The 25,231-nt window shown below is 59.5% G+C and carries 14 protein-coding genes and 2 pseudogenes; 15 read left to right on the forward strand and 1 reads right to left on the reverse strand.

Going from position 1 to position 25,231, the window contains the following annotated elements; all coding sequences use genetic code 11:
* Window positions 1–36: 36 nt before the first annotated feature.
* The gene (locus ACZ89R_RS04085; RefSeq protein ID WP_476241490.1) at window positions 37–5,091 is read right to left on the reverse strand and encodes a trifunctional serine/threonine-protein kinase/ATP-binding protein/sensor histidine kinase; all 5,055 of its coding nucleotides are present in this window, start codon (window positions 5,089–5,091) and stop codon (window positions 37–39) included.
* A 341-nt stretch (window positions 5,092–5,432) separates the two neighbouring features.
* Between ACZ89R_RS04085 and ACZ89R_RS04090 the strand changes: the two genes are divergently transcribed.
* From ACZ89R_RS04090 to ACZ89R_RS04160, 15 genes and pseudogenes are all read left to right on the forward strand, one after another.
* Window positions 5,433–6,425 carry a response regulator gene (locus tag ACZ89R_RS04090; RefSeq protein WP_429546605.1) on the forward strand — a complete coding sequence of 331 codons (993 nt, stop codon included), beginning with the start codon at window positions 5,433–5,435 and terminating at the stop codon, window positions 6,423–6,425.
* A gap of 44 nt (window positions 6,426–6,469) precedes the next feature.
* Entirely contained in the window at window positions 6,470–6,835 is a 366-nt protein-coding gene (locus ACZ89R_RS04095) for a response regulator transcription factor (RefSeq protein WP_429547909.1), read from the forward strand.
* Between the two features lie 356 nt (window positions 6,836–7,191).
* Window positions 7,192–7,845: a hydrolase gene (locus ACZ89R_RS04100; RefSeq protein ID WP_008075462.1), complete on the forward strand. Its 654-nt coding sequence runs from the start codon at window positions 7,192–7,194 to the stop codon at window positions 7,843–7,845.
* 71 nt (window positions 7,846–7,916) lie between these two features.
* The gene (locus ACZ89R_RS04105; protein ID WP_429546604.1) at window positions 7,917–8,921 is read left to right on the forward strand and encodes an MBL fold metallo-hydrolase; all 1,005 of its coding nucleotides are present in this window, start codon (window positions 7,917–7,919) and stop codon (window positions 8,919–8,921) included.
* A gap of 138 nt (window positions 8,922–9,059) precedes the next feature.
* Window positions 9,060–10,346, forward strand: coding sequence for an OprD family porin (locus tag ACZ89R_RS04110; protein ID WP_429546603.1), 1,287 nt, complete (start codon window positions 9,060–9,062; stop codon window positions 10,344–10,346).
* A 20-nt stretch (window positions 10,347–10,366) separates the two neighbouring features.
* Window positions 10,367–10,591 (forward strand): annotated as a pseudogene (locus ACZ89R_RS04115) (RHS repeat-associated core domain-containing protein); the annotation flags it as partial.
* Window positions 10,592–10,625: 34 nt separating this feature from the next.
* Entirely contained in the window at window positions 10,626–10,970 is a 345-nt protein-coding gene (locus ACZ89R_RS04120; RefSeq protein WP_192344462.1) for a cupin domain-containing protein, read from the forward strand.
* 287 nt (window positions 10,971–11,257) lie between these two features.
* A complete protein-coding gene (locus tag ACZ89R_RS04125; protein ID WP_429546602.1) occupies window positions 11,258–12,634 on the forward strand; it encodes an NfeD family protein in 1,377 nt (458 codons plus the stop codon).
* 41 nt (window positions 12,635–12,675) lie between these two features.
* Window positions 12,676–13,338 (forward strand): annotated as a pseudogene (locus ACZ89R_RS04130) (methyl-accepting chemotaxis protein); the annotation flags it as partial.
* 338 nt (window positions 13,339–13,676) lie between these two features.
* Window positions 13,677–13,895 (forward strand): hypothetical protein, encoded by a 219-nt coding sequence (locus ACZ89R_RS04135; RefSeq protein WP_429546601.1) that lies wholly within the window; start codon window positions 13,677–13,679, stop codon window positions 13,893–13,895.
* Window positions 13,896–14,472: 577 nt separating this feature from the next.
* The gene (gene bcsQ / locus ACZ89R_RS04140; RefSeq protein ID WP_429546600.1) at window positions 14,473–15,603 is read left to right on the forward strand and encodes a cellulose biosynthesis protein BcsQ; all 1,131 of its coding nucleotides are present in this window, start codon (window positions 14,473–14,475) and stop codon (window positions 15,601–15,603) included.
* Window positions 15,600–17,831 carry a UDP-forming cellulose synthase catalytic subunit gene (bcsA, locus tag ACZ89R_RS04145; RefSeq protein WP_429546599.1) on the forward strand — a complete coding sequence of 744 codons (2,232 nt, stop codon included), beginning with the start codon at window positions 15,600–15,602 and terminating at the stop codon, window positions 17,829–17,831. The genes bcsQ and bcsA overlap by 4 nt, the downstream gene beginning before the upstream one ends.
* Window positions 17,828–20,131, forward strand: a complete 2,304-nt coding sequence (gene bcsB, locus ACZ89R_RS04150) for a cellulose biosynthesis cyclic di-GMP-binding regulatory protein BcsB (protein WP_429546598.1) — start codon at window positions 17,828–17,830, stop codon at window positions 20,129–20,131. The genes bcsA and bcsB overlap by 4 nt, the downstream gene beginning before the upstream one ends.
* 7 nt (window positions 20,132–20,138) lie before the next feature.
* Window positions 20,139–21,380 (forward strand): cellulose synthase complex periplasmic endoglucanase BcsZ, encoded by a 1,242-nt coding sequence (bcsZ, locus tag ACZ89R_RS04155; protein WP_429546597.1) that lies wholly within the window; start codon window positions 20,139–20,141, stop codon window positions 21,378–21,380.
* The gene (locus ACZ89R_RS04160) at window positions 21,356–25,216 is read left to right on the forward strand and encodes a cellulose biosynthesis protein BcsC (protein ID WP_429546596.1); all 3,861 of its coding nucleotides are present in this window, start codon (window positions 21,356–21,358) and stop codon (window positions 25,214–25,216) included. The genes bcsZ and ACZ89R_RS04160 overlap by 25 nt, the downstream gene beginning before the upstream one ends.
* Window positions 25,217–25,231 lie beyond the last annotated feature (15 nt).

Here is a 25,231-nt window from a genome sequence, read left to right on the forward strand (position 1 = left end):
CAAAACGCTCCCTTAGGCCGCTTATGCGGCCCTTTCTTATCCGGCGCTGGTCGGCGCCAGTGGTAGGTTGAAGCAAATCCGGGCGCCCTGCTCGCTGTCCTGAACGACCAGCGTCCCACCGTGCGCGCCAATCACCGACCTGCAAATGGCCAGACCCATTCCCATGCCGCTGGCTTTGGTGGTGTAGAACGCATCGAAGATCTGCTCGCGCTGGTGCGCGTCAATGCCGGGCCCGTTGTCCTGAAAGCAGACCTGAACATGACTGTCCTTGACCGCTGAACTGATGATAATCCGCCCCTCCGGCAACCCCGCTCCGGCGATGGCCTCCAGCGCATTGGTGATGAGGTTGAACACCACCTGTTGGATCTGCACCGCATCGACCCACACAGGGCATTGCGCCTCGAGCCGGGTTTGCAATTGTACGTTGCGGTTCGCCAGGTCGATGGCGGTCAGGCGCACGACCTCACCGATCAAATCATCGATCTGCACTGGCAACCGTTGCATCGGCGTTTGTTTGGCGAGCGCGCGCAGCGCCTGGACAATGTCGGCAGCGCGGGCGCTGTCGGAACGAATGTCTTCGAGCCCTTGAATGGCTTCTTCCAGATCGGGCTGATCACGCTTGAGCCAGCGCAGGCTGGCCGAGGCGTTGGACAAAATGCCCAGCAGCGGCTGGCTGATTTCATGGGCAATCGAAGCCGAAAGCTCCCCCATAACCTTGAGGTGCGAGCTACGCGCCAGTTCAGCCCGGGAGCTGCGCAAATCCGCTTCCATCTGCGCACGCAGCTGGTTGTCCTCGACCAGTCGTGCATACAGCTGGGCGGTTTGCAGTGACACAGCAGCCTGGGAAGCGAGAATTTCCAACATGGTCAGGCGCTCGGCGCTGAACAGATGGGGGACGAGACTGTTCTCCAGATAGACCACACCGATCAACATATTCTGTTTGAGTAATGGCAGGCACAACATGGAGCGCGTCTGGCGCCGTTGCAGATCGGCGCTGTAGGCCTCGGGACAATCAGCCCGGGCATCATCAATCACCAGAGGTATGCGGGTGCGCATGGTAGCGTTGAGTACCGAGGACGGCGCCAACTGTTCGAGCGATTGCCGGGTGTCCAATGTGACTCGCACGTTGCCGGCCTCGACCGAAGCCGTCGCCGCCACTTGCAGTTCGGCACCATTGACGATTATCAGAACGCCATTGGCGGCACCGGCTTGAATCATGAGGTGATTCATTAAGGTTTCGACCAGACGGTCGAGCAACACCTCCCGCGAAAGCGCACGCGCCGCCTCGATCCCCACTTCAAGATCGAGACGGACCTGGCTCACGGGCCTGGCCGACTCGAACGACGGCTCAGCCCTCAGAAACGGATGCAAGATTTCCAACTGACGGGCCTTGCCGCAAGCGTCCCACAGGTTATAGCAGTCACGCGCGACGCGCAGATGGTGGTTGGCACCGGAGACCAGTCCGTTAGGTAAGCAGATTTCGGCCAGTTGTTCGTGGGCCAACGCCTGCTCATGGATGAAACCGGCTGCCGCCGCGGCGATCTGCGACTGATCGAAGCAGCGGATGGCCACCAATTCCTGACCACGCAAACGGGCAATCACCCCTTCGATCAGCAGCAGTTTGTTGCGGAAGGTCGTCGGGTTGAGCTCAACCCATGACAGAAACCGCTGACGGTGCTGCTCGAGCTTTTGTAGCTTTTCGACCACCTCGCCGGGCGCCTGCGCACTGCCCAGCGCCAGACTGTAGAACAGGTAGTAATCAGCAAGATTGATATGCGCCGGAATGGACCAGGCCAGCACCGCAGCTTCTTCGAAGCGTCGCAATGCATAAGGGATATCACCGAAATAAAACGCGGACATGCCGGAATACAGCCACGAAAAGAACAGGGTCGTTTGTGACACGCTGCAGCGATCGATGGGGCCGAACCTGTCATGTTCCATGCCATCCAGTTCGGCCAGCGGCCGGTGCGTGCGCCCTTCTCGCAGATCGGTAGCGAACGCCTGTTGCGCCAGCAGGATGCGTTCGATGTCAACGTAATGGAATTGACGCACCCAGGCCAGGCCCTGATCCAGTTCGTTCAATACCCCTTGCAAGGGTTCGCCCATGAACAGCAGGTCGGAGCCGATGTGGTTGCAGGCATAGCAGGACATGCCCAGGTCGCCGCCAGCCTGGCCACATTCCAATGCAGCGAAAGCTGTCTGTCGGGCGTAGGCCATCGGCCGGGTCCACGGGCAGACCTGATCGAGCGCTACCAGCGTACCTGTGCGCCCTGCTTCATAGCCGTGCTTGTTGGTGAGTGCAAGGGCCACTTCGGCATAGGCTTGCCCGTCCACATATTCACCATAGCGCTCGGCAATCATTACGCCAAACCAGGCAAACCCATAACCACAGCTTGGTGTGGTGCCATGCATCAGGGTGAGTTCGACCATTTTCGCCAGATGCAGCAAACGAATATCGTCATTGACGAAGAAGGAGGAAATCAGCGTGCTGAGCAACTCCATGGCGGCTTCGATAGGCTGGTCATTCGCTTTGGGTAAATGCACCAGATCAGCGATCTGACGTGTGCCGAGGAGTGCACGTACCTGGAAAAACGCCAAGGTCAACTGTTCCTGCGAGGGGTTGCGCTGCAGGGGAATGTCCAACAGGGTCAGACCGCTCAGGGCCTCGGTGATCGCGCCCTCGTAATCGGAGTGCAGCGTGCGCAAAGTGGCCCGTAACCGATAGGTCTTCGCGCGGTCGAGCACTGTGGTGGCGTGGCTCAGGCAATCGTCCAGGCGTCGTTGGGCGCCGGACAGATCGGCCAGGAGCATGTCGCACTCGGCAGCCAGCCATTGGGTGGCGAACGCTTGGGAGTAGAGGCTTGACCAACCCGTCTGGCCGAGCAAGTTCTCGGCAGTGCGCAGAAAACCCACGGCCTGCTCGACGGCGGCAGTGTCCCTGGCGCGTTCGGCGGCTTCGACCAACAGTTCAACGAATGCGGCACGGCGATGTGCCTCCAGCGTATCGACGTCAATACGCTGGATCTGGCTGGCGACTTCGAAAACACGTTCATGTATCTGCTCGCCCCACTGATCCAGCATGGCGCTGGCGATACGGGCATGCTCGGCAGCGCGTCCCGACTGCGCAGGAAGCTGGCAGGCGGCCTCCAGTACACGGTCGTGGGGAAACACCAGTTGCTCACGTTCGCGCAGCAGAAATCCAGCATCGACCAGGCTTTGCACATCGTGTGTCATCTGTTCTGGATCATAGGGCACTAACTGGTGCAGCAGCGATTCGTCACAGCGCCCGCCGACATAGCCGGCCGTGCGTATCACTTCACGCTCCATCGAAGGCAGCCGTTCGAGTCGCAGCACCATCAAGTCGGCGACATTGTCCGCATAGCGATAACCGTCCACCTCCTCCTGGTTCCAGACCCAGCGGCAACACTGCACGTCAAAACGCACCAGACGCTCATCGATCAACGCCCGCAATACCTGACTCACAAACAGCGGGTTGCCGGCCGTCTTGTAATGCACGACGTGTGCGAGCGCTTCAATATGCGCGGTGTCAGTGTCCAGTTCAGCGGCGATCAGTTCTGCGACCGCGGACACTGACAACGAACCGAGCATGACGCGTGTACAGGGCACCGATTGCTCACGTCCAAGTACCTTGAGCAATCCGCCCTCACCCTCGAGAGTCTGCGACTCGGTTTCGCGGTATGCCAGGAGGAGGATCAGATGTCTGGGCTGCCGATCGACGAAGGCCTGTAGGAACGAGAGGGTCGAATCGTCTGCCCACTGCACATCATCCACAAACAGCACCAGGGGTCTTCCTGGCTGAGCGAAGACTTCCAGTACATCGAGCAGGGTGCGGTTGGCGCGATCGAGCGCATGTCGGGCCGGCATGTTCGGCAGCTCAGGCGTGACACCGATGACCAGCTCAGCCTCGGGCGCCAGCTCCACCAGGACCCTGCCCCGTCCCTTTAGCCGCTCGACCAGTAGATCGCCAAGCGTCTCCAGCTCCAAAGCTGGTTTGCCTAGCAACTGGGTCATTAGCGATCTGATAATTTCCGACAGGGGTGCGTAGGGAATGTCCTGCTGCTGCAGATTGCTCTTGCCGCTGGCCCAGTAGCCGGGCGCCAGGGGCCGGATACCCTGATGGATCAGCGTCGACTTGCCGGCACCCGGCGCGCCGCCGACCAACAGAACCCGGGCGACGCCATCGCTGCGGACCTGATGCAACAATTCAATCAGCTGCGCGCGCTCGGTCTCTCGACCGAACAGAGCACCGCCGCGGGCCACAGAAGGCAACGCATCGAAAGCGCCCAGCCGAAACGCGTCGATGCGCCCATGCTCCAGCCATTGCTGTTGGCACCAGGCCAGATCCGCGGCCATCGATGCGGCGCTCTGATAACGGGCACCCGGCTCTTTCGCCAAGCCTTTGAGCAGCACTCGACAGATACCTTCCGGCAGACCGGCGACATGTCTCACCGGTGACTCCGGCTGGACGGCAGCTAGCACGTGCAGCCATTGGGATGGGTCTCGGGCAGTGAGCGGCAGGTTGCCGGTCAACGCTTGATAAAGAATCGTCGACAAGGCGTAGACATCACTGCGAGCGTCAAAACTGGCGTCATCGCGCCGCAGCTGCTCGGGGGCCAGATACGGCCATTGCTCCAAGCCAGGCAATTCAGCGATGGGCACCTCCCCACAATGGCTGTGAAAACCCAGGAGCTTGACCGAATTGGCAGCATCCACCATCAGGTGGTGGGGTTGCAGACTGGCATGTCGCACGCCCACTTTCTGCGCACAGGAAAGCGCATTGGCCGCCGCGACGGCGATGGCCAGAAAGCGCCCCAGTGGCAGCCCGGTATCACTGATCAGATCCATCAGCGGCGTCTGCGTCGAGGGATAGAGCAACAAGGGCCCCTCGGCCGAGCGGATGAATGCGACAGGGGCAATCGCCCAGGCCGGATCCAGGCACAGGTGAAAATCGCGCTCCAGCCGCTGGCATGTGGCCGGCCGCTGAATCGGCGCCCGGACGGCGATCCAGCATGTTCCCGATTGCGGGTCCTGAAGCGTGAACCAGGTCAGATCGTTTTCCCGGCGCAGCATTGCGAAGGCACAACGTTCCAGCCAGGCTTCATCGTGGACGACTTCAAGGTTGTGGGATCTGGATGCTGAGGGAACACTGCCGGGCATGAGAAATCACCGCTAAAGATTCGTTTCAGGCTGAGCCTCGAGAATATACGTACCGTTCTGGCTAGATAAATGCGGGAGAACGATCTTGTCCGTAACCGGCACCATGATGGCCGTTGAGAGGCGGTTATCGCACCTGAAAATCACGCGTGTTATCCCTCGGGATAATTGCAATATGTCGGGCTGTCCCCTAGCGTGTAGACCAGATGAATCGAAGCTTCCCCATGATTTTTCCCCAACGCAGCGTAGAGAAACGCATGATCCGACTCGGCCAAGCCACGATTTCCCTGGAACGGCGCGAAGCCTTTCGTGATGGACAGCCGTTGCGTGTCGGGGGCCGGGCGTTCGAAATCCTCTCGGTGCTGATGCAGGCCGATGGCCGGATCGTCAGCAAGGACGAATTAATCACACAGGTCTGGCCCGACACCATCGTTGAGGAAAATAATCTGCAGGTGCAGATTTCTTCGCTGCGCAAGTTGCTCGGAGAAAAACAACTTATCCAGACGGTCCCGCGCCGAGGTTACCGAATATTGAAAGAACGTGAACCGCCCATGCCCTCGTTCCATCCGATGGTTCCGGGCCCCTTGGCGTCTCAAGATCAGGAGACGATCGATCCTGACAGGGTGCCAGTGTTCATCGTGGACGATGAAACCTCCGTGCGCACAGCGCTCAGTCGATTGCTGCGAGCCGAAGGCATCGCGCACCGGATATTTGCCTCGGCGGAGGAGTTGCTTGGCGCTGATCTCAACATCGGCCCCGCTTGCCTGTTGCTGGACATAAGCCTGCCCGAGGCGACAGGGCTGGAACTGCAATCGACGCTCGGACAACGCGGGCATCCGTGGCCGGTCATTTTCATGACCGGTTTCGGCACCATCCCAATGTCGGTGCAAGCCATGAAAGCGGGAGCGGTGGAATTCCTGACCAAACCGTTTAATGACGACCAGTTGCTGGACATCCTGCGCACCACCCGTCAGCGTGCAGCGACGGCGTTCGAGCAATGGCAACGCATTCAGAGCGCCCGTCAAAGGGCGGTCCTGTTGACACCCCGTGAGCGCGAAGTACTGCCGTTGATTGTCGCAGGGCTGTCCAACAAGCACATCGCCAACCGGCTAGGCACCAGTGAAGTCACCGCCAAGGTCCACCGCAAACACATCATGGAGAAGATGCAGACGCGTTCGCTGGTCAGTCTGGTCAGCCTGTATGGCCTGATCAGCGCAGAGCCGGCGTCAGCCATGCAGGGTTCTTCATGACTATCAATACTGGCGGCGCCGCCCCCGGAGTGTCCGGCAATGCCATGATCATCGTCTGCATCGTGGACGATGACACGTCTGTGCGCAAAAGCCTGGCCAATCTGCTCCGGTCAGCGGGTTACCGCTCTCGGGTATTCGCATCGGGTGAGGAATTCCTGGCTCTCGAAAACTTCAATGATGTGGCCTGTCTGCTGCTGGATGTGAAAATGAAGGGTCTTTCCGGAATAGAGGTCATGCAAGCGCTTGCACTCCTGGACAGAAAGTTTCCGGTGATATGCATGTCGGCATACTGGGATGAAGCGACACTGACTGAATCCAGCCACTACGGCGCCAGTGAATGTCTGCGCAAACCCTTCAGCGGCGACGCGTTGCTGACTGCTGTCGAGATGGCGCTTCAACCCCGGCACTAGAGTCATCAGGATAAATACCGCCAGTGCTCGCGCCCTCACCTGTGCCGGAACAATTCGACAACACCACAATTCAGGCCGCTACAGGTTCACATCTCTGGGCGTGAATCATTTCCCCTCACCTGCAGTCGTCAAGTGACGCCCATCGCTGCCGTCACCCGATAAGCGTTCCGCTGTCTTATCGAGAAACCGCACGCTATCGCACAAACATCCCAAACCACAGCACACCTGTTCAATCTCGGCCTTGTGGAATGCGTGACCATCTCCCCACGAAAGACCCGATGACTTTTTCATCAGCTCAACGGCACTTGTCGTCGAGCAACCCAAATAACCCTCGCCAATACTTAAGGAAAAATATCATGGCCCTCGCAAAAGCAGCTCCAGGCAAAACCCTTCTTACCCCAACTGACCATACCTTGATCATGATCGACCATCAGTCGCAAATGTCCTTCGCGACCAAGTCGATTGATGCTGTGACCCTGCGTAACAACGCCGCGCTGGTAGCCAAGGCCGCCCGGGGCTTCGAAGTGTCGACCATCCTCACCACCGTTGCCGAAAAAAGCTTTTCCGGCCCGATCTTCGACGAGATCAAGTCAGTGTTTCCGGACCACAAAGTGATCGACCGCACCAGCATGAACACCTGGGAAGACGAACGCATCGCCGTTGAAGTCAACGCCTTCGGAAAACAGAAAATCGTCCTCGCCGGACTGTGGACCTCCGTGTGCATCGTCGGCCCGGCGCTGTCAGCTATCGATCAAGGCTTTGAGGTGTACTTCATCGCCGATGCCTGTGGCGATGTCTCCATTGAAGCCCATGAAATGGCCGTGCAACGCATGATCCAAATCGGCGCCCGCCCAATGACAGCACTGCAATATCTGCTGGAGCTGCAACGTGACTGGGCTCGCAGCGAAACCTACGAGGAAACCGTCAAGACTTCGATCGCCAATGGCGGCGCCTACGGCCTGGGGCTGATCTACGCCAAAACCATGTTCCAGGCCTCTGAAGGCCATTGAGCAATGACAGCGGCTGCGCACAGGCGTAGCCGCTTTTTCACGCCTTTCTCATTGCAACCAGGACGCAAGCCATGAGTCTTCTCAAACACCTCCCCTCCTACTTCAAGGGCTCACTGATGGCCCTGGGTCTCACGCTTTCAGGCAATCAAGCCCAGGCGGCGCCACCGCCGCCACTGCAAACCCAGGCCCCCGGCTATCAGCGCCTGGCGGTGGGTGAGTACGAAGTTACCGCGTTGTTCGATGGCTACAGCGACCTCGGGCCGACGCTGCTCAAAGGCCTTTCGCAGAAAGACATTCGCGCCATGCTCGAACGCAAGTTCATTTTTACCCCAGGCATGCCGACCGCGTTCAACGCATTCCTGATCAACACCGGTAAAAACCTTGTGCTGGTGGATGCCGGTGCCGGTGCTTGTTTCGGCGGAACCGCGGGCTGGCTGCCCGACAACATCCGCGCTGCCGGTTACCAACCTGAGCAAGTGAATACCGTGTTGCTCACCCACATGCATGTCGATCATGTCTGCGGCCTGATCAATACCAAGGACGAGCCGGTGTTCGCCAACGCCACCGTGTATGCAGCGAAACCGGAGGCCGATTACTGGCTCAGCCAGGAAAACCTGGACAAGGCCCCAAAAGACGCCCGTGGCTTCTTCGAGGTCGCCCGTAAATCGGTGGCCCCCTATGTCGCCGTCCACCGGTTCAAAACCTTCACCCCCGAGCAGTCGCTGGTGCCCGGCGTGACCGCGGTCAGCCTGCCCGGCCATACACCCGGCAGCAGTGGTTACACGTTCAGCTCCAACGGCCAGAGCATTCTGTTCATGGGTGACATGGTCCACAGCTTCGCCGTGCAGTTCCAGCATCCAGAAGTGAGCATCGGCTTCGATGTCCAGGGTAAACAGGCCGTCGTGACGCGTGAAAAACTGTTCAAACAGGTCGCTCATGACCGTACCTGGGTTGCTGGTGCTCACTTGCCCTTCCCTGGTATCGGGCATATCAGCGGTCGCGAAAAAGCCTTCGCCTGGGTGCCCGTCGAATACGGTCCTTACCAGCGAGCGAAAAATGTTCCGCTGATCCAGTGATCCCCCCTGGACATAATCCGACTTCACCGCGGGAGTTCCCACTCCCGCCCTGCATATAAAGGTCCGTGTGCAGTGCAGATATATGCATCCAAAAATCTCAACGCGACCGGACCCTGGGCGCCCTTGTGGTTGGGCATATTGCTCACCAGTACAGCCGGAACCGTGATAGCCGCTGAGCCCGTACACACCGCACAAGGTTTGCTGGCAGGGTCGACGCTTGAGGTGCTCAGCCGAAACTTTTACCTCAACAATGACTATCGATCGCCCTCGCCGGCAGACAAGAGTTACAAACAGGAATGGGCTCAGGGTTTCATCACCTCGTTCGAATCCGGGTTCACCCCTGGCATGATTGGAGTGGGTATCGACGCCCATGGATTTCTCGGTTTGAAACTGGACGGCGGCAAGGGGCATTCCGGAACGGGATTGTTGCCTCTGGATCATGACGGACGCAGCGAAGACAACTACTCCAGTAGTGGTGGAGCCCTGAAGTTGCGAGTCTCTCGCACCATCCTGGCGTTCGGTGAAATGACTGTGGAAACGCCGGTCTTCGACACGGCCGACAAACGCCTGCAACCGGAATACGCCACGGGCTTGTTGATCGACAGCCGTGAAATCGATGATGTGCATCTGGTGGCCGGTCACTTCACTGCTTTCAAGAATCTGGATGCGTCCACCAGCAAGGGCGACTTTTCCGGCTACGGTGTGAGCACTGGTACGGGCGGCATCGATTTTATCGGGGCCAACCTGTTCGAAGATCGCCCAGTGGGCGGTGCCTTTTATGCGTCGCAACTGAGCGACACCTGGCGTCAGTACTACGCCAACCTGCACCTGAAACAGTCCGGTTTTTTCCTCGACGGCAATCTTTACCAGACTCAGGACTATGGCGAGGCCGTAGCAGGAGCGATCAATAACAGCGCCTACAGCCTGTCGGGCAAATACACCACCGGAGCCCAAGCCTTCACCCTCGCCTATCAAAAAATCAACGGCGACACACCCTTCGACTTCGTCGGTGGTGATTCCATCTACCTGGCCAACTCGATCAAGTACGCTGATTTCAACGGCCCCCATGAACGCTCCTGGCAGGTGCGCTACGACTTCGACCTCGGCACTTTCGGCCTGCCCGGCTTGAAATTCATGGCCCGCTACGTGACCGGGCGTGGCATCGACGGTACCCAGGCACCCAAGGGCGGCGCTTATAACCCGTTCGACCCGCGCACTGGCGATTACCAACCTCAACAAGGGGATGGCGGCCGGCATTGGGAACGCGATATAGACCTGCGCTACATCGTGCAGTCGGGCCCGGCCAAGGACTTGTCCGTGCAGCTGTCCCATGTGACGCATCGAGCAAATAACGCTCAGGCCGGCGATGACATCGATCGGGTTTATGTGGTTATTGAGTACCCGCTCAAGCTGGGATCGCTTTGAGCCTTCAAGGTATTAGCCCCCAGCGCCGCTATACTTACGACGCCAACGGCAACCTTGCCGGTATCGACGACAGGCGCAAAGGCAACCGCAGCTATCACTACGATCCGCTCGACCGCCTGATCAACGTCCGTGGCGCCACCCCGGAAAGCTTCGCCCATGGCCCGGCAGGCAACCTCCTCGGCCAAGGCGAGCAACCAACCGCGAACCTGGCCAACGTCAAAGGCAACCGATTACACCTTTTAGGATGTGTACTTCTAGTCAGGCAGAGAGGAGAGCACGATGAGCAACGAACAGGAGGCACCTGAGACCAAAGGTGTTGCGGTGAAGTTACTTGCAACGGTAGACCTCGGCCCTGAGATCGAGGGCATGGCAGGGCGCCAACTTAGAATGCGTATGGTGACCATCGAGCCTGGAGGCGTCTTCGGGCCGATTCACAACCATAAAGACAGACCCGGCACCGTCTACATACTGCAAGGAACGATCACTGACCATCGAAATGGAGTCGCCACGGACTATGGGCCGGGAGTGGGCTGGCCCGAGGATAGGAACACCACACACTGGCTTGAGAACAGAGGCACGATTGCGGCGGTGGAGATCTCGGTCGATATTGTCAGGCAACCGTAAGCTCAGGCCCGACAACACAGTCGGGCCTGATACGCGACTCAACGCCAAACTGATACGCCAATGGGCCGGATCACCGACATGACCCGGGATTCTGACGGTTCACCAGCAACCTGATCGCTCTGATTGACCTGCCAACCAATGACGACAGGGCATGTCGTTCGAAATGTTCAGAATCGTCCCTATCTCCATAGGCAATGGATTAACCTCCGCGCCTGCATCACCCATGACTGACTCAACTACGCTTTGAGTGAGGGTTGTAGGCTGTCATACCCGCAACTGGAGGTCCCGTGAACAGTCACTGGTGGTGCCGCCTGCTCTTGCTAATCATACTGATCGGGTTACCGACGGGTTCGACGATGGCGGCAGGCAGTGTCGTGGTACTGACCGTCAACGATGCTATCGGTCCGGCCAGTGCCGACTACGTGGAGCGCGGCTTGGCGCGTGCGGTGACCGAGGGCGCGCAGTTGGTGGTCATCCGCCTCGACACCCCCGGCGGGCTGGACACCTCGATGCGCTTGATTATTAAGGCGATTCTGGCCAGCCCCTTGCCAGTGGCAAGTTTCGTCGCCCCCAGTGGCGCACGTGCGGCCAGCGCCGGCACCTATATTTTGTATGCCAGCCACATTGCCGCGATGACCCCCGGCACCAACCTGGGCGCTGCTACACCGGTGCAGATCGGCGGCCTGCCCGGGACCGCGCCCGAATCGCCGGGCTCACCCACCACCGACAAGGATTCTGCGCGTGAGCCGCAAGATGCCTTGACTCGAAAACAGATCAACGATGCGGCGGCTTACATCCGTGGCCTTGCGCAACTCCGCGGACGCAATGCCGACTGGGCCGAACAAGCGGTACGTGAATCGCTTAGCCTGTCGGCCCACGAAGCGCTAAAACTCAAGGTGGTCGATTATGTGGCCAATGACGTGGCAGACCTGCTCAAGCAACTGGACGGCAAGAGCCTGAATGTCTCTGGTCAAATGTTGAAGCTGAACACCGCCGGGGCTGCACTCATCGACCATGCGCCTGATTGGCGCACACAACTGCTGGCGGTGATCACTAACCCCAGCGTAGCGTTGCTGCTGATCATGTTCGGGGTCTATGGCTTGATCTTCGAATTCATGAACCCAGGGTCGGGTGTTGGTGGGGTGCTCGGTGGCATCTGCCTGTTGCTGGGGCTGTATGCCCTGCAATTGTTGCCCGTGAATTACGCCGGGGTCGGACTGATCCTGCTAGGGATCGCCTTCATGATCGCCGAGGCGTTTCTACCGAGTTTCGGTGTAATCGGCTTCGGTGGGGTGGTTGCTTTTGTAGTGGGCGCAGTGATTTTGATGGACACCGATGTACCGGGCTTCGGCATTCCGTTGACGCTGATCATCGGCATGGCACTGATCAGCGCCCTATTGCTGATGACGCTGGTCGGCATGGCGCTCAAAGCCAGACGCCGTACCTTGGTCAGCGGCGATGCGGGCTTGGTCGGCAGCCAGGCCACGGTGACGGGACTGCTGCCGGGTCTGCCGATGAGCGGCTGGGTGCAATTGCAGGGCGAAAGATGGCAAGTACAGAGCCGCTCGCCCCTGCACCTGGGCCAGCAGGTCCGGGTGGTGGCGCGCACGGGCGTTATGCTGGAGGTCGTTGCGCTGGAGGAAACGCCATCACGAGGAGATTGATCGGTGTTCGTCGAATTGGGTTTTGGCGCGCGGCTAGCCGCACGGCTGATGCCACCCAACAAGCTAACCTGCTGACCCGTCGCGGCCGCGATGTGGCCCGAGACACCCGAGAGGCTATCGAGCGCCTCTCCGAAGTTGTCGGCGAGACAAGTCTGACAGTTGCACAGCTGGCCAGGGACAGCAACGAAATAGGGACAGTCGTTGACGTGATCAAAGGCATCGCCGATCAGACCAATCTGCTGGCACTGAATGCCGCCATCGAAGCAGCGCGCGCCGGCGACATGGGCCGGGGTTTCGCTGTCGTGGCCGACGAGGTTCGCCAACTGGCCCAACGCACCTCGCAATCCACCACCCAGATCCATGATCTGATCACCAAGCTCCAGACATCATCCAACAGTGCCGTGCAGACCATGGAGAGAGGTCATCGTCAGGCCCAAGAAGGTGTGACCTGGGTACTTGAGGCAGACAAGGCATTGGTGGGCATCAGCGAAGCGGTCTCCCACATCACCGACATGACCACCCAGATAGCCGCGGCCACTGAAGAGCAAACTGCAGTCGCCGAAGAAATCAGCCGAAACATCAGCACGATCGCAAACTTGGCTGATCAAACCTCGGAACAGGCGCACCAATCGGCAGATCTGAATAAGGAACTGACCAAGACCGCGGCCACGCAGTACTCATTGGTTGAACGGTTTAACCGATAACCGATAACCGATCAATCCTCATGGAGAGGCCCGCCTCATGCGGGCTTTTACCCGCGTTTTCGTATCCGGCCTGTCATGCCTTCGTCACACCCACTATGCACAATGCGGTCAGCCAAAAGGATTTGGCCCCATCGACAGAGAGCCCGGCCAAGTGCCGTTTTTTTTCGTTCCAGCGACATGCTTTTCACGAAATGCTCACAAAACAGAGCGCAGATTGAACGGACAAAAGGATTTGACCCCATACAGAGAGCCCGCCATGCACGACGCCATGCGCGGGCTTTTTGTTGTCAGCCATTCCCGCTGCTAAGCTCTCCACTCCCTCGAACGGAGTCGAAGCGATGCCCTCCCCTGAATACTCTCTCCCCGATGCTCTTGAACGCCTGCACCACAACCAACTCGCCCTGGAGGCTGCGCTGATGGAGCTGACCTCACTGGTTGAGAAACAACGCCATGCCGCGGCTGGCGACAACGTCCGCGGCGCGCTTCACACGATCGGTGAGAACGCCGGACACATCAAGCAGGGCTTGGCCAAGCTGAGGGCTCAAGGCCCACACTGATCAAGGCGGCCCCGATGGAAAGGCGGGAATAGCCAAAGAAAGACTTTTCTTTAGACGAAAAAATGGACCTCTTTCCAGAGATCCATTTTTTTTAATGCCTGGAGCGGGAAACGAAACTTCCATCTAGCGTCCGACTTATGGAAACCCAAGGGGTTCTTTTATTCCTGAGGCAGGAATGGATTTATTTTCAAGGTGTATAAAAATTTTTGAAATCGTCACTACCCCTTTCAAATACATCAGCCAACTTATTAATGCATAACCCAGCATCAAATCATTGAAGGGATCAATACTCCATCACGCAGTCTCCTTACAAACACGCCCATTACCACATCATACAGCCACCGAAACGTCATCATTAGATGCACTCTAACACTCCACACTTCCCACGAATAACATAACATCTTAATAACACTCAAATTAACACTAACAAGCCTCGCTGACTTTTTATAACAATCATTGACACCCAGACGCCGGCATCCTAGATTAATGGCACTCTGCCAACGCCAAGACGATACATCAACTTTGTTAAGTTAATGGAATGCTGAGTTTCTGAGTTATTTCATTCCTGGTACAACGCATGAAATATGTTGACGATATTACGAAACTCTTTACACGTTTTGGCGCCAATGCGCAGAGTTACCAGGAAATACAACCAAACTATAAAGATTTTAAAGACGACCCGATTACACCTGTACTGGCTGAGCCAGAACCGTCGGTAGCCTTGCCTCCCCCAACATCAACGCCAACGCCCCCTGTGTTTTTACTGGACAAGCCACAGCCTTCTTTATTAATTGGCGCGCCCAAATCCCCTCCCCTGACCGAGCCACCTGCGAGTTCTGGTATGGGTGACCGTCAGCGATTGAGCGACCTGTTGCGTGAACTCAACCAGGTTCGTCGAGACGGTCTGCCAGAAACGACTCGCAAGCGGACCAAGGCGAAGGTCATTGCTATCGTTTCGGCGAACGGTGGGGTGGGTAAAAGCACCGTCGCCGCAGGCCTGGCAAAAACACTTCGGCGCCCTGGCGGGCGCACCATCGCGATTGATCTGGACCCTCAGAACGCGCTGTCCAGCCACTTGGGTATCACCAGGCAGGTTCCCGGGCTGATCCAGCTCAAAGAGCAAGGCGCAGACTGGGGCGCTCATCGCCTGCCGGGCTTTAGCGACAGTGAGTGCCTGCCCTTCGGCACTGGCGATATGAACGATCGGCGCTTGCTCAGGCAGTTGATGCTTGAAGATTCTGACTGGTTGAATCAGCACCTTTCGTCAATGAACCTCAGCGAAAACGATACCGTGATCCTGGACACGCCTTCGGGTGCGACCGTCTATTCGCAACAGGCACTCGACGCCGCCGATCTGGTGCTGGTGATGACGGTGGCCGACGCGGCCTCCTATCTGGCACTGGACACCATGACCCAGTGGCTGGAAACCACCCGACGACGCGCGCAGCGGCACCGGTATGTGCTCAACCAACGGGATGACTCGCGTTCGTTCAGCAGGGACATGGGTGTGCTGTTTGTGCGGCGGCTCGGCGCTGACCTGATCGGGACGATTCGTCTCGATCACCAGTTCAACGAGTCGCTGGCCTATGGTCGGGACCTCCTCCAGTACGCGCCTTTGAGCATTGGCTGTCAGGACATTCTGTCGCTGTCAGGCGCGGTCCGTGCCCTGCTTTTCGCGGATGCTACCAACCAGCAGGGCACGCCATGACCGCCCAGCTGAATCAGCTACCCGCAAAGACGTGGTGGTTGCAGGGGCTACTGGATACTTTCCAGGATCGCGTCAGTCGATGGCCCGTGCGTTGGCGCCAAGGCCTGAAGATCTCAGCCGGGCTGATCGCGGTATTGTTGGTGCTGGGCATCCTCACTGCGCCGCTGAATCTGTATTCCCAGGCCGCGTTTGCCGCCGTCTGTTTTGCCGCCAGCCTGGTCATCCGCAAGCAAGCCGGGCGTCTGGCGATCCTGACCCTGATCACCCTCTCGCTGATCGCTTCGTTGCGTTACATGTACTGGCGCCTGTCCGACACCCTGAACTTCGACAACTGGCAGGATGCCGTATTTGGCTACGGGCTGGTGCTGGCCGAACTGTATGCCTTGCTCGTCCTGGTCTTCGGCTATGTACAGACCGCCTGGCCGTTGCACCGCAAACCGCAGTTTCTGCAACAGCCGCCCGCAGAATGGCCGACGGTAGACGTCTTCATACCCACCTATAATGAATCATTGGGTATCGTCAAACTGGTGGTGCTCGCAGCTCAGGCCATTGACTGGCCCGAGGGCAAACTGCGGGTGCACATGCTCGATGACGGACGCCGGGAAGAATTCAAGGTTTTCTGTCAGCAGATTGGTGTCAACTACATTACCCGCGACAACAATCAACATGCCAAGGCCGGCAACCTCAACGAGGCACTCAAAGTCACCGATGGCCAGTTCATTGCCATATTCGACGCCGACCACGTGCCCACCCGCTCCTTCCTGCAGATCACCATGGGCTGGTTTTTAAAGGACCCGAACCTGGCGTTGCTGCAAACGCCGCACTTTTTCTATTCACCCGATCCGTTCGAAAAAAACCTCGATACCTTTCGCTCGGTACCCAACGAAGGTGAGCTGTTTTACGGCCTGGTGCAGGACGGCAACGACCTGTGGAACGCGGCCTTCTTCTGTGGCTCGTGCGCGGTCATGCGGCGGACTCATTTGCTGGAAGTCGGTGGCATCGCCACCGAAACCGTGACCGAGGATGCGCACACGGCACTCAAGCTCAATCGCCGTGGTTTCAATACCGCTTACCTCGCCGTTCCACAAGCGGCGGGACTGGCCACCGAAAGCCTTTCCCGACACATCAGCCAGCGCATACGCTGGGCGAGAGGCATGGCGCAGATTTTTCGGACCGACAATCCATTGTTTGGCAAAGGACTGAATCTGGGGCAGCGCATCTGCTACCTCAACGCCATGATGCACTTTTTCTACAGCCTGCCCCGCCTGGTGTTCTTGACTGCCCCCTTGGCCTATCTGTTTTTCGACGCGCAGATTTTCCATGCCTCGGCGTTGATGGTCACGGTCTATGTACTGCCGCATATTTTCCATTCCAGCCTGACCAACTCCAGCATTCAGGGGCGCTTCCGCCATTCCTTCTGGAACGAAGTATATGAGTCGGTATTGGCCTGGTACATCATGCGACCGGTGCTGTTGGCCCTGATCAGCCCTTCGCTGGGCAAGTTCAACGTGACCGACAAGGGCGGCACCCTCGATAAGGACTATTTCAACTGGAAGCTCGCGCGGCCTTACATCGTCCTGCTGACCTTGAACATGATCGGTCTGGCGATCGGCGTGGTGAAACTGGTCGGAAGTGATTTGGCCGAGGCCACTACCCTGCTGATCAACCTGGCCTGGACCGTGTACAACATCGTCATCGTCAGCACCGCCGTGGCGGTAGCCACTGAATCCTCTCAGGTACGCAACGAACCCAGAGTGCCCGCGGATCTGCCCGTGCGCGTCTATCGCGAAGACGGCACCTGGTTTGATTGCGTAACACGGGACTTCTCACAAAACGGCGTGGGTCTGGCACTGCCACCGCAGGTTCTGCTCAGCGTCAATGAGAAGCTGCGGCTGTGCATTCTGCGCACACCGCCCTCAAGCCTCTTTCCCGCAAAAACAGTCTTCAGCAACGACAACGTGGCGGGCGTGCAATTCGAGGCTTTGACCCTGCGCCAGCAAAGTGAGCTGGTGCGTCTGACTTTTTCACGGGCCGACACCTGGGCCAACACGTGGGGTAACGGCCGCCTCGATGCGCCAATGTCGGCGTTGCGCGAGGTCAGCAGCATTGGCTTTCGCGCCATCCTGCGCTTGTTCGTTGCAGCCCTAAAGGACAGCCAGGCGCTGCTGCGCAAACGCCCGGACACTCCATCATCTATCGACTCCACCGCGGACACGCAACGATCTTGAAGCCTTCCACTCGCCGGACCTTTCTTCCTCGTCGCTCACTCATGCTGATCACCTGCTCGCTAGTGGGCTGGAGCGGCTGGGCATTGAGCGCTGCCGCCCAAATCAACGCCACAGAGCCGGCGATGATGCCGGTTACAGCGTTGCCCGGGACCGATGCCCCGAGCAACAGCTATACCCGCACCCTCAAGGAGCTGGGCAAAAGCTATTCGATGACCCTTAAAGGCGTGGAGGCTACCGACAGTGTGAATTTCGATGTGCGTGCCGATGAAGTCGTCACGGCGGCGCAGGTCACGCTGCAGTACAGCTACTCACCGGCGCTGCTGGCCGATCTTTCGCAGATCAATGTGCTGGTCAACGATCAAGTGGCCGCCAGCCTGCCCCTCCCGAAGGAAGAGGCCGGTAAATTGCAGACCCGGACCGTGCAGATTCCTCCGCAGACCATCACCGAATTCAATCGGCTCAGCCTGCAGTTCATCGGTCACTACACGATGCAATGTGAAGACCCTTTGCACTCCAGTCTGTGGGCCAGGATCGGCAACGAGAGTCAGCTGAGCCTCCAGGTGTCCTCGATTAAACAGCCCAACGACCTGTCCGCCCTGCCGCTGCCCTTGTTCGATCGTCGAGACGCCTCGCCCCTGAAGCTGCCCTTCGTGTTCGCCACGCGCCCCGGCGGCCCTGAGCTTGAGGCCGCCGGTATCCTGTCGTCCTGGTTTGGCGCCCTGGCCAGCTACCGCGGCGCAACCTTCCCCGCCAGCCTCACCAGCCTGCCGGCCAACGGCAACGCCGTGGTGTTCGTCAGCGGCAGCGAATCAACGACCATGAGTGGCTTACCGATCAAAGAGGCCACGGGGCCGACATTGACACTCGTGAGCAACCCCAATGATGCTCAGGGCAAACTGCTGATTGTCTCCGGGCGCGATGGCGCCGATCTCAAGGTCGCCGCCACAGCGCTGGCCCTCGGTAGCTCGGCCTTTTCCGGGCAGAGCGTAGTGATCGACCGGATCGACTCGCTCAAGCCACGCCGACCGTATGACGCGCCTAACTGGCTGCCCTCCGATCGGCCGGTTCGCCTGGGTGAACTGGCGACGCCCGCAGAGCTCAATGTGTCGGGTTATAACCCGGGACAAATGACGGTTGCGCTGCGCTTGCCGCCCGACCTGTTCAACTGGCGTGAGCCCGGTGCGCAACTTGACCTGAAATACCGCTATACGCCGCAACCGGTCTCCACCAACTCCTCGTTGCTGGTCAACTTCAACGACACCTTCATCAAGTCGATCGATCTGCCCTCGATCGAGAAACTCGGCAACAGCGACAGCCTGCTGGCGATGCTCAAAACCGATGACAGTCTGGCCCGTACGTCGCGCATGCTGTTGCCGCTCAATTCCGTAGCGCTGCAATCACGCCTGCAATTTCGCTTCATGTATGACTACATCAAACAGGGCGAATGCCGCGACATCATCATCGACAACATGCGCGGTGTGATCGACCCGGACTCGACCCTGGACCTCAGCCAATACGAACATTTCATGGCTATGCCCAACCTTGGGGTGTTCAAGGACAGTGGCTTCCCATTCACTCGCATGGCCGACCTCTCTGAAACATCGGTGATCCTGCCCAACGAGCCAGGCCCGGCCGATCTGAGCGCCTATCTGACCCTGCTGGGCCGCTTCGGCGACTCCACCGGTTATCCGGCCACCGGCGTGAAGGTGGTCCACGCCGACCAGGTGGCCGAGCAAAGCGACCGGGATTTGCTGGTGCTCGCCTCGGGCAACAATCAGCCACTGCTTGAGCAATGGCAAAGCCTGCTGCCGGCCAAGGGCGAAGACGCTGCGCAGTACTTTGAACTGTCTGACCTGCCCTTGCGTCTGCGCAACTGGATCAGCCCGGATACGAAAACCAACCTGCGTGAAGCGCGCAGCAGCTTCAGGTTTACCGCTGACGACGGCAGTGCTTATCTGACTGGATTCGAATCGCCGCTCAAGAGTGGCCGCAGTGTGGTGTTTATCGCCAGCGCAAGGCCCAACGGCTTGGCCGACGTAACCAACGCCCTGCTCAGCAGCGAAGAAAACGCCCGCGAGTTGCAAGGCAGCCTGGTGGTGGTCAGGGGCAAGCATGTCGAGTCGCTGGTCGCCGAGCAGGATTACTACGTCGGGAGCCTGGGCCCATTGCGCTATCTGCAGTGGTACCTCTCGCAAAACGTAGTGGCGCTCATGCTGTTCACGCTCCTCGGGATCCTGCTGCTTGCTTCGATGGCCTACCTGGCCCTGCGCTTACGGGCCAAACGTCGTCTTGGTCAATGAGCCGCGCATGCCTGTGTCGTCCATGAGCAGCGGGGGTATTTCACTTCGCCAGTGCCTGCGCGGTAACACGCGCAGGTTGGGCGCCGTGCTTGCGCTTGCCCTGCTGGCGCCTGCGATAGCGGCCGGGAAATCCTGTGAGTCGCCAGCCTGGCCACTGTGGCAAACCTATGCAACGCGCTTCGTCCAGGCCGACGGCCGGGTTCTGGAATCGAGCCAGGAAAACAATCACAGCACCTCTGAAGGGCAGTCCTACGGCATGCTCTTCGCACTGATCGGCAACGATCAGCCACGCTTTGACAAACTCTGGCGCTGGACCTCAGCCAACCTCGCAGGCTCCGCCACCGCCACACGCCTGCCGGGCTGGTTATGGGGGCAAGGCACGGACGGTCAGTGGCGCCTGCAAGACGCCAATTCGGCCGCCGACGCCGACCTGTGGATCGCCTACGCCTTGCTCGAAGCCGCACGCCTGTGGCATCGGCCGGACTATCACCAGGACGCCCTGCACCTGATGGCGACGATTGAAGCGCAATTGGTCGTCAAGCTCCCCGGGCTGGGCCCGATGGTGTTGCCTGGACCACAGGGCTTCGTCCAGCCGGACGCTCTCTGGCGCCTGAACCCCAGCTACCTGCCACTGCCACTGTTACGACGGCTGGCCAAGGAAGCACCCTCCGGGCCCTGGCAAGCGATTGCCAACAACACCGCGACGATGATTGCCCAATCCAGCCGCCACGGTTTCGTCGCTGACTGGGTCGGTTATCAAGGCACGTCAGCGCAATCGGGTGCCTTCACAAGCGACCCGATCCACGGCGACACGGGCAGCTACGATGCCATTCGCGTGTACCTCTGGCTGGGCATGAGTGATACCTCTGGACCGCCGGCAGCGCTCCTGCTCAAACGGCTGGACGGCATGGCCCGCAGCACTGTCGCAACGGGTTCTCCCCCAGAAACAGTCCAGGTTCTCCACGACACTGTTCAGGGTCAGAGCCCGTTCGGATTCTGGGCTGCACTGATTCCCTACCTTGAGGCCAAGGGCCAACCCGGGTTGGCCGATCAGCAACGACGCCGCGTAGAACTCGCCTTGCACGAGGCACTGGCCAGGCCTGATGGCGAAGCCGGTCCGCCGCGTTACTACAACTTCATGCTCAGCCTGTTCGCCCTCGGATGGGCAGATAAACATTACCGATTCCGGGAAGACGGAACGCTGAAACTCTCCTGGGAGACCGCATGCACGCCCACCACCGCACGCTAGCCATCGCCGTCATGAGCGCATGGACGGCTGCTGCACACGCTCAAAGTCCGACACCACAGGCATTACTCGTCGAGCAAGGGCAGTACTGGCAGTTGCACAAAAACCCTCAACGCGCTGCGGAAGTCTGGCTCAAAGTCCTGCTGTTGGACCCGGCCCAGGTTGACGCACTGTATGGCCTGGGCTTGATTGGCGTGCAACAGGGCAAGCCACAACAGGCGCAGCAATACCTCGCCCGCTTGCAGGCCTTCCAGCCCCCGCCTCGGCAGGCACTGCAATTGGCGCAGGACATCAGCGTGGCCCAACCGCAGAACCAGCAGCGTCTGGAAGAGGCTCGGCGCCTCGTCGATGCCGGTGAGCGTGACAAGGCAACTGCAGTGTTTCGCTCGCTGTTCGATGGCCGTCCACCTCAAGGTACGATCGGCCGCGAGTATTACAACAACCTTGCCTTCAATCAGGCTGACTGGGCTGAGGCACGCAGCGGACTTGAGCGCCTGCAACGCGAGATGCCCAACGACTCGATCGTCGCGCTGTTTTACGCCAAGCATCTGGTGCGCCGTGAAGACAGCCGTGCCGAGGGTATTCGCGCCCTGGCCGCGCTGACCCAGCGTGCCGACATTGCCGGTGATGCCGACGAAAGCTGGCGCCTGGCGCTGACCTGGATCGGTCCGCCCAATCCGGCACAAGTGCCGTTGTTCGAGGCGTACCTCAAGACGCATCCGGATGACGTGGAAATCCGGGCGCAGATGAACAAGGGCAAGCAACAGGTGGCAACGACGGCCAGCAAGGAATGGCAACCGCCTGCCGAAGTCGCGCGCGGCCTGAAGGCGCTCAAAGAAGGCGATCAGGCCACCGCCGAACAGGCTTTTCAAGCACGCTTGAAAAGCCGGCCCGACGATGCTGACGCACTGGGTGGCCTTGGGGTTATTCGCCAGCAGCAACACCGACTGGCCGAAGCGGAAAAGCTCTTGAGTCAGGCCACACGACAAAACGACGGCAGCCGCTGGCAAGTTGCGCTGAACGAAGTGCGCTACTGGTCAGCATTGCAGCAGGCCCGCGACGCCCAGGCCAAAGGCCAGACAGCCCAGGCACAGGTCTTGGTCAACCAGGCACTGCGGCTCAATCCAAACGGGGTAGATGCTCGCCTCGCCCTGGCAGATATTCAGGCCAGCGCGGGCCAGTTCGATGACGCTCAGCGCAACTATCGGCAGATTTTGAACCAGCGCCGCGACGACCCTCAAGCACAGGAAGGACTGGTCAATGTGCTGCTCAAGAGCGGCAAGAACGATGAAGCCCTGCAACTGATCAACAGCCTGCCCGCCACCGGACAGGCAAAGATCGGCCAGTCCGCGCGCCTGCAAGCCTTGCGCGCGACGCAACTGGCCGCCCTCGCCGAACAACGCAACGACCTGCCCGCTGCGCGCAATGCCTTGCAAGACGCGCTGCGCGTTGAGCCGGACAACATCTGGACACGTTTCGCCCTGGCCCGCCTGAACCTGGCGATGGGCGAACCGCAAAAGGCTCGAGACCTGATCAACGCCATGCTCCAGGCCCGCCCCGACAATGCCGATGCGCTTTACGTCAGCGCCTTGCTGTCGGTGCAGATGGGTGAGTGGAAAGCCGCCCAGACAACGTTGGGACGCTTGCGCCCCGATCAGCGCACCCCGGACATGGACGCGCTGGCCGCTGATGTCAGCCTCAACCTGCAACTGCGCCAGGCGATCGAGTTGGGCAAGCGCGGACAGCGCCAGGAAGCCCTGACCTTGCTCGATCGTATTCAGCCGACGGCCAACAACAGTCCCGATCGCATGGCGAGCCTGGCCTCGGCGTATGTCGACATCGGCGAGCCAACCCGTGCGCTGGCCCTCATGCGCGGCCAGTTGCAAAACACCACGGCGCCCTCGGCGGACTTCATCCTGCAATACGCGGCGGTCCTGCTTAAAACCGGAGAAGACGCACAGGTCAACGAGATTCTGCGCGACCTTCAGAACAGGCCCTTGAACGCACCGGCTCGCAAGCGTTTCGACGACCTGCTCTATCTCTATCGCATCCGCCAGGCTGACCAACTGCGTGAACGAGGCAATCTGGCCAGCGCTTATGACACGCTAGCGCCCGCACTGGCGCAACGTCCCGGTGATAGCGCTGCCGTCGCGGCCCTGGCGCGGATGTACTCGGCCAACGGTGACACGGCAAAAGCCCTCGAACTCTACAAACCGCTATTACAACGTCAGCCAAACGACCCACAACTGCTGTTGGGTGCCGCCGACGCGGCGGTGTTGGCACAGGACACGGCCTTTGCCGAACAGGCACTGCAACAGCTGCTCAAGACTGAATCCGGCAACCCTCAAACGCTGACAGAGGCCGCCCGCCGCTACCAGAACATGGGCCAGACCGGCACGGCGACCGATCTGCTGCGCAAAGCGGTGGCCATTGAACAGAGCGAGAAACGCAGGAACCAGGGAGGCCAACTGGCCGGCTCGACGGTGGCGCCCAACCCTTTTGCCGGGGTGTCAGGTCCGCGTAACGAGGTCAGTCGCGACACCTTGCTGGCGGCGATCCCGCCACCGGTTCAGGAGATGCCGGGCAGCGTGAGGTCTCACACCCCTTTTGGCATCGACGCCCCGCCACGGCCACAGCAGGCAAGCAATCGATTCGAGTCGCAGCTGCCGCGCGCAGCACTGGTGAGCGAGGACATCAGCCCCGCGCAACTGGCGCTGAATAAAATCCTTCAGGAGCGCAGTGCCTACGTCACCCAGGGCGTGAGCATTCGCAGCAACAACAGTGAGTCGGGGTTGAGCAAACTGACCGATATTGAAACACCGTTGGAAATCAATATCCCGCTGGATGAAAGCCGCGTCGCCCTGCGCGTGACGCCGGTCTCGCTGAACGCCGGCAGTGTCAGCGGCGATGCACTGTCGCGCTTTGGCAGCGGTGCGCAGAGCGACGGTGTCGGCTCGCAAAAAGCCGAGGGTGTCGGCCTTTCCGTCGCTATTCAAAGGCCCGCGGATGGGTTCAAAGCTGATCTGGGCACCACTCCGCTCGGCTTCAAATACACCACCGCCACTGGCGGCATCAGCATTGATCGCCCCGTGAGCGACTCCTCTAATGTCCGTTACGGCGTGAGCGTTTCCCGGCGTCCGGTGACTGACAGCGTCACCTCGTTTGCCGGCACCACGGACAAACGCAGCGGGCAGTCCTGGGGCGGCGTGACCGCCAATGGCGGGCGTGGCCAGTTGAGCTTTGACGACAACGAAGTCGGCGCCTACGGCTACGCCTCCTGGCACCAGCTATTGGGCAACCATGTCGAGTCCAACAGCCGCAGTGAGCTGGGCAGCGGTGTCTACTGGTACCTGCAAAATGCAACGGACAGCAAGCTGACCGTCGGCCTGAGCATGACCGGCATCAGCTACGCCAACAATCAGGACTATTTCACCTATGGCCACGGTGGCTATTTCAGCCCTCAGACGTTCTTCGCCCTGGGCGTGCCAGTGACCTGGGCACAACACAGCGGGCGCTTGACGTATCAAGTCAAGGGCTCGGTCGGCGTGCAGCATTTCGAGCAGGACAGCGCCGACTATTTCCCCAACGACAAAGCCATGCAAGCGGCCTCAGGCCTGCGCTACGAAGGGCAAAACAAAACCGGGATCGGCTACAGCGTCGCCGCGGCGGCTGAATACAAAGTCGCTTCGAACTTCCTGCTGGGCGCCAATCTGGGCCTGGACAACGCCCACGACTACCAACAACTCACCGGTGCCCTGTCTTTGCGCTACCAGTTCGAGGACATCAGCGGCCCCATGAGCCTGCCGGTCAGCCCGTACACCTCGCCTTATTCCAACTGATCATTCTGGAGCTTT

The sequence above is a fragment of the Pseudomonas sp. TE3728 genome (genome assembly GCF_056279145.1).